This is a genomic window from Arcticibacterium sp. SM2516, assembly GCF_057914865.1.
Window position 1 is genome coordinate 2,333,810 of the sequence record NZ_CP195290.1, and the last position, 11,782, is coordinate 2,345,591.

The 11,782-nt window shown below is 37.9% G+C and carries 11 protein-coding genes; 9 read left to right on the top strand and 2 right to left on the bottom strand.

The annotated features are described in order from the left end of the window. Nucleotides 1–334: 334 nt before the first annotated feature. The 5 genes from ACSBFT_RS09685 to ACSBFT_RS09705 all read left to right on the top strand — a co-directional run bounded on the left by ACSBFT_RS09685 (nt 335) and on the right by ACSBFT_RS09705 (nt 4,311). Entirely contained in the window at nt 335–1,411 is a 1,077-nt protein-coding gene (locus ACSBFT_RS09685) for an aminotransferase class V-fold PLP-dependent enzyme (RefSeq protein WP_489604444.1), read from the top strand. After that, nucleotides 1,411–1,992 (top strand): MarC family protein, encoded by a 582-nt coding sequence (locus tag ACSBFT_RS09690; RefSeq protein WP_489604445.1) that lies wholly within the window; start codon nt 1,411–1,413, stop codon nt 1,990–1,992. Before ACSBFT_RS09685 ends, ACSBFT_RS09690 begins: the two co-directional genes overlap by 1 nt. 98 nt (nt 1,993–2,090) lie before the next feature. Further along, nucleotides 2,091–2,567, top strand: coding sequence for a QcrA and Rieske domain-containing protein (locus ACSBFT_RS09695; protein WP_489604446.1), 477 nt, complete (start codon nt 2,091–2,093; stop codon nt 2,565–2,567). Further along, nucleotides 2,568–3,638 carry an AMP-binding protein gene (locus tag ACSBFT_RS09700; RefSeq protein ID WP_489604447.1) on the top strand — a complete coding sequence of 357 codons (1,071 nt, stop codon included), beginning with the start codon at nt 2,568–2,570 and terminating at the stop codon, nt 3,636–3,638. Further along, nucleotides 3,613–4,311 (top strand): hypothetical protein, encoded by a 699-nt coding sequence (locus ACSBFT_RS09705; RefSeq protein ID WP_489604448.1) that lies wholly within the window; start codon nt 3,613–3,615, stop codon nt 4,309–4,311. Before ACSBFT_RS09700 ends, ACSBFT_RS09705 begins: the two co-directional genes overlap by 26 nt. Here ACSBFT_RS09705 and ACSBFT_RS09710 read toward each other — a convergent pair. After that, the gene (locus ACSBFT_RS09710; RefSeq protein WP_489604449.1) at nt 4,308–5,150 is read right to left on the bottom strand and encodes a helix-turn-helix transcriptional regulator; all 843 of its coding nucleotides are present in this window, start codon (nt 5,148–5,150) and stop codon (nt 4,308–4,310) included. The two genes, ACSBFT_RS09705 and ACSBFT_RS09710, sit on opposite strands and share 4 nt — an antisense overlap. A gap of 60 nt (nt 5,151–5,210) precedes the next feature. Next, the gene (hslV, locus tag ACSBFT_RS09715) at nt 5,211–5,750 is read right to left on the bottom strand and encodes an ATP-dependent protease subunit HslV (protein ID WP_489604450.1); all 540 of its coding nucleotides are present in this window, start codon (nt 5,748–5,750) and stop codon (nt 5,211–5,213) included. Nucleotides 5,751–5,976: 226 nt separating this feature from the next. Here hslV and ACSBFT_RS09720 point away from each other — a divergent pair, with 226 nt between their 5' ends. The 4 genes from ACSBFT_RS09720 (at nt 5,977) to hemL (ending at nt 11,776) form a co-directional block, all read left to right on the top strand. Continuing rightward, entirely contained in the window at nt 5,977–6,738 is a 762-nt protein-coding gene (locus ACSBFT_RS09720) for an SDR family NAD(P)-dependent oxidoreductase (protein WP_489604451.1), read from the top strand. A gap of 158 nt (nt 6,739–6,896) precedes the next feature. Further along, nucleotides 6,897–8,753, top strand: a complete 1,857-nt coding sequence (gene yidC / locus ACSBFT_RS09725; protein ID WP_489604452.1) for a membrane protein insertase YidC — start codon at nt 6,897–6,899, stop codon at nt 8,751–8,753. 70 nt (nt 8,754–8,823) lie between these two features. Continuing rightward, nucleotides 8,824–10,497, top strand: a complete 1,674-nt coding sequence (locus ACSBFT_RS09730; RefSeq protein ID WP_489604453.1) for a hypothetical protein — start codon at nt 8,824–8,826, stop codon at nt 10,495–10,497. Continuing rightward, nucleotides 10,490–11,776, top strand: a complete 1,287-nt coding sequence (gene hemL / locus ACSBFT_RS09735; RefSeq protein ID WP_463044812.1) for a glutamate-1-semialdehyde 2,1-aminomutase — start codon at nt 10,490–10,492, stop codon at nt 11,774–11,776. The genes ACSBFT_RS09730 and hemL overlap by 8 nt, the downstream gene beginning before the upstream one ends. The last annotated feature ends 6 nt before the right edge of the window (nt 11,777–11,782 follow it).

Sequence of the window (11,782 nt, forward strand, 5' to 3'; positions counted from 1 at the left end):
CTCAAGTAAAACAGCAAATAAAAAGCACTTAATCTATTGATAATATTACATTTAAGTTCTTCTATACCATCTTATTCTAGCCTTAAAAGTGTGCATTTGAGGGCACACTGTAGGAGCCTGAAAAACCGTAATAAAACCATGGTTTTAAGATTTTTCTAGAACCAATTTTTGGGGTATATTTTCTTGAAAAAACGTCAAAATGCTATGGTTTACAGCACGCCTCCAATCATTTAGAAAAGCATCTGACCAAGACTAAAACTTGTTAAAAACTTCTATCACTAGTGAATTTTTCCACCACTTATTTTCACGACCTTTGTGTAAAATCATCTGAACTATGAATTTTTATCCAGGCCCATCCAAAATATATCCAGAGGTCAAAAATTATACGCTGGAGGCTTTTGATTCCGGTATTTTAGAGCGAAACCATAGAAGTGAAGACTTCATGGTTATGCTAGCAGAAACCATCCTTCTTTTTAAAGAAAAGATGAATATTCCTCCTGATTATGAGGTCTTTTTCACCTCCTCGGCTACTGAGTGTTGGGAGATTGTGGCTCAATCTTTATTATCAGGAAATGTTCAGTTTGCTTATAATGGTGCCTTCGGTAAAAAATGGTTTAAATATACCGTCACCAACCCCAGCCCACAGGTAGAAAAGAGTATTGAAGCAACAATGGGAATACGAGGCTCAAGGTTCTTTTTGGAACAAGAATTGCGGGAGGTTCAGATAGCAGAAAATTATGACTGTTTTTGTGTGGTTCAAAACGAAACGTCCAATGGCACATTTATTAATAATGAGAATTTAAACGCCCTCCCAAAGCATTTTTTAAAATGCTTTGATGTCACCTCGTCCTTAGCCGGACAGACCATCGATTTTTCGTCAGGTGATGTTTTCTTGGCCTCCGTTCAGAAATGCTTGGGACTGCCATCTGGCATGGGCGTTTTGATAGTTTCGCCTAAAGCCATAGCTCAAGCTGAAATTATTAATGAAAGAAATCATTACAACAGTTTCTTATTCATCAGAGAGAATTTCCTTAAAAATCAGACACATTACACGCCAAACATTTTAGCTATTTTTCTATTGAATAGACTCTTAAAACAACTTGAAAATATCGCCACGGTTTCTGCCAAACTTGAAGAAAGAGCCAATGATTTTTATGATTTTTTAGAAGGTTTTGAAATGGTAAAACCTTTGATTTATAACAAAAAAACACGTTCTTCAACGGTGGTAGCAATAACCGGAGACGAAAAAATAATCTCGAGAATCAAAGTCAATGCCCAAGAAAATGAAATACTTTTGGGTAATGGTTACGGCGAATGGAAAAACAACACCTTTAGGGTGGCCAATTTCCCCGCAATACCCGACCATGACTATCATCAACTAAAGACTTTTTTAAGTCACGCTTTAAAATAATGAAGTTAGATTTCACCGAAATCCTATCTGTTTCTCTCATTCTTTTTTCCATTATTGATATACTGGGTTCTATCCCTGTCATATTAAATATTAGAAAAAAAACTGGCGGTATTGATGCAGAAAGAACCACCTTATTTTCAGGTGTTTTGATGTTTGGCTACCTCTACCTTGGAACAAAAATATTAGCACTTTTTGGTGTAGATGTAAATTCGTTTGCAGTAGCAGGAGCCACCATACTCTTATTAATGGGTTTTGAAATGATTCTGGGAAGAGAAATCTTCAAACACAACCCATCTACGGGTGCTAGGTCTAGCTCTATTGTTCCGCTAGCCTTCCCTATCATTGCAGGAGCCGGCACCATGACCTCTCTTTTATCCCTAAAATCGGCTTACCATGTGGATAATATTATTGTTAGTATTTTAATCAACCTCATCTTAGTTTATATTGTCTTAAAATCTTCTTCTTGGTTAGAAAGAAAAATTAGTCCTGCCACCATAGAAGTACTCCAAAAAGTGTTTGGTTTAATTCTTTTGGCCATTGCTATTAAGCTAATTAAAGCCAATCTTTTCGCCATCGTCTAGTAAAAATATTGGTCTAAAGTGGACTGACTCCTGTATTTTTTCGTTTATTAAATAGAAAATAGATTCAGGACATATTCTCACATTAAAAGTTAAAAAAAATGGAAATCAATACGCTACCTAAGGAAAAAAAAACAGAAACCATTGAGCGTAAGGAATTCATGAAACAAGTAGGAATGGGCTTTGGGGCTATTCTACTCATGAACTGTTTACAAGCATGTGCCGACACCGAAATCCCTGATCCAATGCCTGGAGGCAATACCGGAAAAGTAGATATCACTTTAGATTTAAACCTTTCTGCCAATTCAGCTCTCAACACCAAAGGTGGCTTTAAAGTATCCAATGGCGTTATAGTGGCCAGAACCCAAAACGATACATTTATTGCAGTAGCAGCAGCCTGTACTCATGAAGGCACTATCATTAATTATAGAGCCAGCACCAACGATTTCCTATGTCCTAACCATTTATCCGAATTCGCGGCTACTGGAGCGGTTAAAAAAGGGCCAGCTACCAGCCCTCTGACCAAATATGCTGTTACTTTTGATGAGACAAACAACTTAGTAAGAGTTTTTGAATAGATGATTTTTAGAAGTTCCGATGGCGACCTTATAAACTCTGCTTCTTCAAGTCCTTACTTTAAAAAAGTTAAAGACTTTATTATTGAATGGGAAAGAGGTGTTAATGACTTGGAAGTAAAGACGTCGGGTTCAACGGGGCAACCCAAAAATATAAAACTTTCTACAGCACAAATTAAGGCCTCGGTAGCTCAAACGGCCAAGAATTTTTATTTAGACCAAAGCACCCTTTTTGTCTGTAACCTTTCTATGGATTTCATAGCTGGTAAGCTCATGATTATTAGGGCTATAGAACTTGGTGCCGATTTATTGGTTATTTCTCCTGAGGGAGATTTTTTAGAAAACTTGGGAAATCAAAAATACTTTGTTTCTAAAAATATGGGTAGAAACTTTTTTGCATTTGTACCCATGCAGCTAGAGAAATTGGTGAAAAACGAAGAAGCTCTAAGCATTCTTAACACCGCAAGAGCCATCATTATAGGCGGTGCAGCCATTAATAAGACCTTGGCCAAAAGCATAAAGGCCATTAAGGCTCCTGTTTATGCTACATATGGCATGACGGAGACGGTTACGCACATGGCCGTTAAAAGACTGAATGGAGATGCGGTGGACCAGAATTTCAAAACCCTGGGTGACACCAAAATCAAAACGGACTCACGAGGATGCCTTTGTATTAAAAACGAAGCTACAGAGGATAAATGGATAACCACAAACGACATAGTAGATCTAATTAGCCCTAAGGAATTTAAACTGCAGGGTAGAATAGACCGTGTGATAAACAGTGGTGGTATCAAACTAAACCTTGATACCTTAGAGCAGAAAATCGACACGGTGATACGCCTGAAAAGTGCTTTCTTTTGTTATGGACTTCCAGATGAGCGGCTTGGTCAAAAACTTGTACTTTTCATAGAAGGCTCAGCAAAAGAAAATGGCATCTTGGAACTACTAAAACTCAAAATGCTTAAATTTGATGTCCCAAAGGAAGTTGTTTACTTCTCGCCATTCCAAAGAACGGGTTCGGGTAAAATAGATAAAACCAAGACTGTCAATGCATATTCAATTTCAAACCAGTGATTTAGTACCACCTCCATACGCTTATGCGGTGGAAATTACACTAGAAGAAAATACGAGCAAGGGCTTTAAAATGGACTTTGAGCTTACCTATATTGATAGAGATGGCTTAGATATATCCGAAATTGAAGATGAAGGATTTTCTGAAGATGATGATTTAAAATGGTCAGGAGATTTGAATGAAAACTGGGCTAGTTATATCAACGACATTGCCAACGACCTTCATCTAAGAAAGAAGTCGGAGCTTAGATCTGGCGAAGATTTCTGGCAGATCACCTTTAAGGGTAAGACGGGTTATCCAGACGAAACCGGATATTTATTGGTTTTTATTCAAGAGTTGCAGCAAGCCGCTTTTGAAGCATCTGGCAGAGAAGCACCTTTAAATTTAAGTGTGCTAAGAATTTCAAGCTCAGAAACGAAAAAGCATATTTTTCAAGCCACTTTTAAGGATAGGACATACTCTGAAGAAGTAAACGGCACAAAAACAGTGCACCCCTGGGAGGATCTTAACGTCTTCTTAAAAGATGTTTTTTCCGGTGAGTTTAGACCTGAGCAAGCCAGTAAAAGAACGCCTCAGAAATCTGGTCTTTACCTAAATATTGGAGACGATCTTTGGTATGAATTAGGAAAAAGCTATCTGATACAGCCTTCTAAAATACAGCAGTATCTATCTTAATTATTTCCTTTCAATCGTTTTAATTCTTTCTTAAGCTGCTTTGCCAAATCCATGGCAACAGATAAATCTTTTGCAGGTTCTGGAAGAGCATAGGACATAAAAGCCTTTACTTCCCAAACTTCTTTCACCTCAGAAATGGAGATTTCTTTGGTGCTGATCTCCCCTACTTCACCACTTAAAATGAGTGTTCCTTTTCTATTAACTTGGTTAAAAACCGTTCTATATAGTATGCCATGTTTAACGGAAACCACGATGTATCTTTCACCATCCTGAATATGGCTAAAATTTTTAATGAGAGCCCCTACCAACACACTATTCTTAACGGGGAAATCATCTCCTGCTTCGAAAGCCCGATATTCTTCGTCAGGCGGTAAATTGAAAGACAATTGTTTAAGCTCAAATTTGAGTTCCGACCAAGTATCATTTAGATAATTGGCGAAATGTCTGCGTTCTACCAAAGGGAAAACAGGTAAAAGATTTTCTGACCTATCCTCTAGCTTAATATTCAAAGAAGTTAACTGCTCTTCAAAGGTAGCATCGCTACCTTCTTCTCTTTTAATGGGCTCTTCGTAATCTAGATTAAAGCTTTCCTCTTGTTTTAATCTTTCAATTTCCTTTTCCAGCGGACTTTTCCAGAGTTTATCTTCTGTAATACACTCAATACTTAGATTAAAATGGTCTGCTATTTTCTTCAGCTTAGGGTACGGCGGCATGGCACGGCCATCTTCATAGGCATCCACAGATGCTCTAGTAAGCCCAAGCCTGTTTCCCATATCTGTTTGGGAAATATCTCTTTCTTCTCTTAAAAATCTGAAGTTTTTAGCAAAAACAGAGGCCATAAAATTTTTTAGGAAGTAATTAATGCTTTAAGTTAAGCACTTATATGAATAATGCCCTAATTAATCCAAAGTTTCAATGACCAAATTGTGATTGGTGTAGATACAAATATCCGCAGCTATGTGTAGTCCTTCTTCCACCATCTCTTTAGCACTGAGGCCAGACGCATGTTTTTTTATGGCAATAGCCGCCGACTGAGCATACATACTTCCTGAACCAATGGAAGCTATTTGATTGTCAGGCTCTAACACATCGCCTGTGCCAGAGATGATCAGCATTTCATCTTTATTGGCCACTATCATCATGGCTTCTAATTTCCTCAAGTATCTATCCGTTCTCCAATCCTTAGCCAACTCAATAGCCGCCCTTTTCATGTTTCCTCCGTAGGCACCTAATTTCTCTTCAAACTTTTCTATTAAAGTAAAAGCATCTGCCGTGCTTCCTGCAAAACCCGCCAAGATTTTACCATTTGCAAGCCTTCGAACCTTCTTAACATTTGATTTAGCCACTGTATTTCCCATAGTAGCCTGACCGTCTGCTCCCAGTGCAACTTGACCATTATGAACAATACCTAATACAGTTGTTGATTTTATTTTTGTCATATCTATTTTTTCTGCTGAATGAGCGATACAAAGTTAGGAATTCCATCAATATTGTTCTTGGAAATTTCAATATTGAAGCTTTAATGCCATTTTGCAATAAATTATAAGAGCAGAACTTTATGATGGTAAATCCCATCCGAATGCATATTGTCTGATTTCCATGGTACTTTGAGCTTGAAAGCTTTATTTCCATCAAAATCAACCTTTATAAAAATTAAAACAGCCCATGTCTTTCGAAAATAAAACTTTAATTATCACAGGAGCCGGTCAAGGTATTGGTTTTGAAATGGCGAAACGCATGGCGGAAAAAGGTGCCAATATTGTTTTGAACGACCTTGATGAAGCACTGGGACAGATGGCCGTAGAGGGCTTATCAAAAAATGGAAAATCAGTTTTCATCGGAGGAGATTCTGGAGATTTAAAAGTCATCAAAAAACTTATAGCAGCTTCCGTTGAGCAATTTGGAGCATTAGATTATGTTATTGCCAATGCTGGCATCACCACATTTGGACCCTTCTTGGACTATACGGAAGAGCAATTGTCTCAGCTCCTTCATGTCAATATTAATGGTACTTTTTTTATAGCTCAGCAGGCAGCAAAACAAATAATTAAACAGAAAACAGGAGGTAGAATAATAATGCTTTCAAGCACCACCGGAATTCAACCTCACAACGAGCTGGAGGCTTATGGAATGACCAAAGCTGCTATTGCTTTTCTGGCTAAATCTCTTGGAACACAACTGGCTGGTTATGGCATAACGGTAAATGCCGTTACCCCAGGAGCCACGGTTACAGAAAGAACGGTTTCAGTAAAAGGTTATGAAGAAGGCTGGGCGGAGCTCATTCCTACTAAAAGAGCTTCCACCACTTCGGATATAGCCGCTGCCGCCTTATTTTTACTTTCTGACGAGGCACAGCAAATCACTGGCCAGAACCTCATTGTAGATGGCGGGTGGTGTGCCGTTGGTCCCATGCCTAAATCAATTTAAAACTTACGTTTTTTAGCATCAAACCATTTAGCACATCTAAAGACCAAACGTTTATATCGCCTATTATCCTTAAATATCTCATATAATCACTTTTTACTTCACTCAGGTCAAAGTTTTTTCCGATTTTTGCGGAAATTTTGTTACAACAATTATCCTCAATGGAAAAATTCGATAAAAATTATATTATAGGCTTTATTCTCTTGTTTTTGATGTACGGTTCGTACATGTATTTCTATCCAGCTGTACCTGCAGAGCCTCAGGTAGCGGAAAGTTCACAGGTATCCTCATCTGCGGAAATAATTGCGGAAAACAACCAACCGATAGTTTTAGATTCGGCTTCGGCTCAAGCTCAATACGGAAGTTTTGCTGCTGCAGCTAATGGAACTGCAGAAGAATTCACGCTAGAAAACGAAGATCTTAAAGTAATCATCAACTCAAAAGGTGGAAAGATTAAAGAGGTCATTCTAAAAAAGCATAAAACGTACGATAACTATAATCAGGGTATTGATACCCCCCTTGTGCTTATTGACGAATCTAGTTCAAAAATTGACTTAGAGGTTAAAACACCCACTGGCATAGTAAACCTTTCTAACCTTTACTTCAATGTTTCTGCACAAACTGCCAGTAGCATTGTTTTAGAATTAGCACTAGCAGAAGGTAAATCTGTAAAACAGACCTATTCGCTTCCTGCAGAAGGCTACGCTCTAGATTACGATTTAGCCTTTGAAGGTACTTCAGGCTTAATAAATAATGAGCCCGTTAACTTGAAATGGGAAAATAAGCTTAAAAAGTTAGAAAACGATTTAGAAGAAAACCGTAAAGCCACACAAATAAACTATTATGAAACTGATGGCGATTTCGAAGACATAGGTCTAGGAAGCGTTGGTGATGACACAGAGCAAGCTGAAACGCCTATCACCTGGTTTACTTTCAAACAAAAGTATTTCACCACTGGTTTAGTGAGCAAAAATGAGGCCTTCGAAAATTTAAGTTTGACCCTTCTTACGCCAAAAAATGACACTGTAATCGTAAAAGATGCTACCGTTTCTGCCCAAATCCCATATAGCGGATTGACCTCAGGTAAAGGAAATTTCACCTTCTATTTCGGACCAAACACGATTAAAGATCTTAAGCCAATTTCTGAAGGATTCACCAAGAACCTTTATTTGGGCTATGACATTGTAAAACCTATTAATAGGTTCGTTTTTGTGCCTCTTTTTAACTGGTTAGAGCAGTTCTTCTCTAATTACGGTTTCCTTATTATTGTAGTGGTTCTTATCATCAAATTTGCTTTAACACCATTACTTTATAAATCTTATACCAGTTCGGCTAAAATGAAGATCTTAGCTCCTGAGATAGCAGAAATTAAAGAGCGAGTTGGTGATGACACCGTTAAAGTTCAACAAGAAACCATGAAGCTTTATCAGCAGGTAGGCGTTAGTCCGCTTAGTGGCTGTATACCTATGCTACTTCAGATGCCTATATTAATGTCTGTCTTCTTCCTTTTTCCAAACATGGAAATGTTCCGTCAGAAAGGATTCTTATGGGCAAATGACCTTTCTACTTATGATGCACCTATTAGCTGGGCTACCAGTTTGCCGATTATAGGAAATCACTTGAGTCTTTTTGTTGTGTTAATGACCATCTCCAGTTTGGCATTTACTTATTACAATAATCAGATTACGCCAGAGCAGCCAGGACCCATAGATATGAAAAAGATATCTTACGTCTTCCCATTGGTTTTCTTCTTTGTTTTGAACAGTTTCCCTGCAGCTTTGAGTTTCTACTATTTAGTTTCTAACTTAGTAACTATTGGTCAGCAGCTTACTGTTAAGAGATTTATAGATGAAGATAAAATCAGAGCGGTATTACTAGAAAACAAAAAGAATTACGCTACGAAGCCTAAAAAGAAAAACAAATTTGCGGACTATATGCAAAAGCAACTTCAAGCTCAGGAAGAAGCTAATAAACAAAAAGCCCAAGATTTGAAGCAGCGTAAGAATAAAAACAAATAATAAAAGGTGTTCTGTGCGTTGATTAGTACAGAACATCTTTGTTTTTTTACTATAGAACCCCAAAAGACATATGCGTTATTTCGTAATAGGATTTATATTCTTGGCTCATTTGGCTTCCGCACAACGGTCTGACCAAGAGTACCTTTTAGATTATAAGGCGGCTGTTCAACTATACGCCGAAGATGACTTTAAGGGTGTTTTACAGAAGCTAACGCCCCTTTCTTCTCCCAGCTATGATAATGCGGTGGTTCCTTATGTCCTCTATTATTTTTCTCTGGCCTCTTTAAAGGAGAATAAAGCCTACCAGGCTAGGGCTTCGTTGAGAGATTTATTTACCAGATACCCAGATTGGTCGAAAATAGATGAGGTTTATTACCTATATGCCTACGCCAACTTTAAAGATAAATACTATGAAGAAGGGCTTTCTTTCCTCAATAGAATAAACGCTAAGGAACTAGAAGAAGACGTACAAGGCTTACTGGAAACAGACATCCCAAAAATCGAAAACATTCTACTTCTTAAGGAGCTAAATCAAAAATTCCCTAATGAAAGGGTCATTGCGGAGACACTGGTAAAAAGGATTCAAAACAGAAAATATAATACCAAAACGGATCTAGAGCTATCTGATAAACTCACAGACCTTTTTGAGATTTTACCAGAAGAAGGCAGCCGCTCCACAAATGGTCAAGTTAATTATGAAAGAAGCTATGACGACAAAACTATAGACATAGGAGTTTTACTGCCTTTTGAACTAGAAGACATCAATATAAAAGATGCCACGGGCGAAAACAGGTTCGTTTACGACATGTATATGGGCATGAAGATGGCCACAGAAAAACTTGCCAAAGAAAAAATCCCCGTAAAGCTTTACGGATTTGATGTTATTAAGACCCCAGAAAGTCTTCAGAAGTATTTGAATGATAAAAATTTCAAGATGATCGACTTGTTTTTTGGTCCACTTTACGGCAGACCAAATAAACTTGCTGAGGAATTTGCCGACAAGAATAAAATCTTCCAAGTTCATCCTATTTCTAATAGCAGAAGCCTCATAGTCGACTCGGATTCAAGATTTCTGGTACAAGCATCCAATGAAACTCAAGCGGAAGAATGCTTAAACTACGTAGAATCTTTAGGAAGACAAAAGACGGTTAGTATCTATCACGATGGTTCCAGAAAAGATTCTATTCTGGCTCACATCTACGGTATTACAGCCAAGAAAAGAGGTTATAAAATAATCGAAGAAAAAAGATTTGACGACCAGTCTTCCATTATTAATAAGAAGAATGTAGGTCACGTTTTTATGACGGGTGATTCAAAATTTGGTCCTAAGATGATAAGAGCTCTGAGTCAAAACAAATTAGACTCCACGGTTATAGCAACCGACGCCTGTTTTAATATGGAATCTGTCTCTAGAAGCCTGCTATCCAAAAACCTATATATCATCTATCCACAATTTATCAATACAGAAAAAAGTTCTGTCCATGATTTCAATAAGGCTTATATCGCTAGAATGAAGATGATTCCTTCTTACTATGCCTATTTAGGCTATGACATGATGCTATTTTATGCCAGAATGTTAAAAGATGGAAAAGAAATATTCCGTTTAAACCTCAATGAGAGCCCTCAAATGGATGACCTTCTTCTTTCTGGTTTCAATTATTCAAACAAGAGTTTTGAAAATAAACTGGTTCCAATTGTAAAATATAACCACGGAAGATTCGAAATAGTAAATATCAATGACTGAAAAAAGTAACCAGCTTTTCGCTGAAGCACAAAAATATATCCCTGGAGGTGTAAATTCTCCTGTAAGAGCATTTAAAGCTGTAGGTGGAAATCCAATATTTATGGATAGAGCCGAAGGTGCCTATTTATATGATGTTGATGGCAATCAATACATTGATCTTATCAACTCTTGGGGGCCAATGCTGCTAGGGCATGCTTTTAAGCCCGTTGAAGAGAAAGTGCAGCAAGTTCTAAAAAATTCATTCTCGTTTGGAGCACCTACTTCTTTGGAAGTAGAAATGGCTAAAACCATTTCGGAACTCGTGCCTTCTATTGATAAGGTAAGAATGGTTAACTCTGGCACAGAAGCTACCATGTCTGCCATAAGAGTGGCTAGAGGGTTTACGGGAAGAGATAAGTTTATAAAATTTGAAGGCTGTTACCATGGTCATGGTGATTCCTTTTTAATAGCGGCCGGAAGTGGTGCCATAACCATGGGCGAACCAAACAGCCCTGGTGTAACGGTAGGTACAGCCAAAGACACCTTACTAGCACCTTATAACGATTTAGAAGCCGTTAAAACTTTAGTGGCTGCCAATAAAGGCGAGATTGCTGCGATTATCTTAGAACCCGTAGTAGGAAATATGGGCTGCGTACTTCCCGCAGAAGGTTTCTTAGAAGGCTTGAGAAAAATTTGTGACGAAGAAAAAATAATTTTGATTTTTGACGAAGTCATGACAGGCTTTAGGCTTGCCATAGGCGGGGCACAAGAAAGGTTTGGCGTAATTCCTGATATGACTACCCTAGGTAAAATTATAGGAGCAGGAATGCCAGTAGGTGCTTATGGTGGGAAAACAGAATTGATGGATTATGTAAGTCCGGCAGGGCCTGTCTACCAAGCAGGAACACTTTCTGGAAACCCTATAGCCATGTCTGCTGGTTTGACCATGCTACGTCACTTAAGAGATAATCCTGAGGTTTATGAACAAATAGAGCAGACTACTTCGGAGATAGTTCATGGAATAAAAAAAGACTTAAACGACCTTGGTCTACCTTTCACTATGAATCAGGTGGGCTCTATGTATAGCTTATTCTTTACTGCAGAAAAAGTGGTTAATTTTGAAACTGCTCTGACCTCAGACACGGTAGCTTTTGGTAATTATTTTAGAAATATGTTACAGCAAGGTATCTATTTGGCACCTTCTCAGTTTGAGACGATGTTTATATCTGCGGCACTAAGCACAAAGGATATAAAGGATATTCTAACAGCCAACAGAAAAAGCTTAGAGAAAATAGCTTAGAAATAT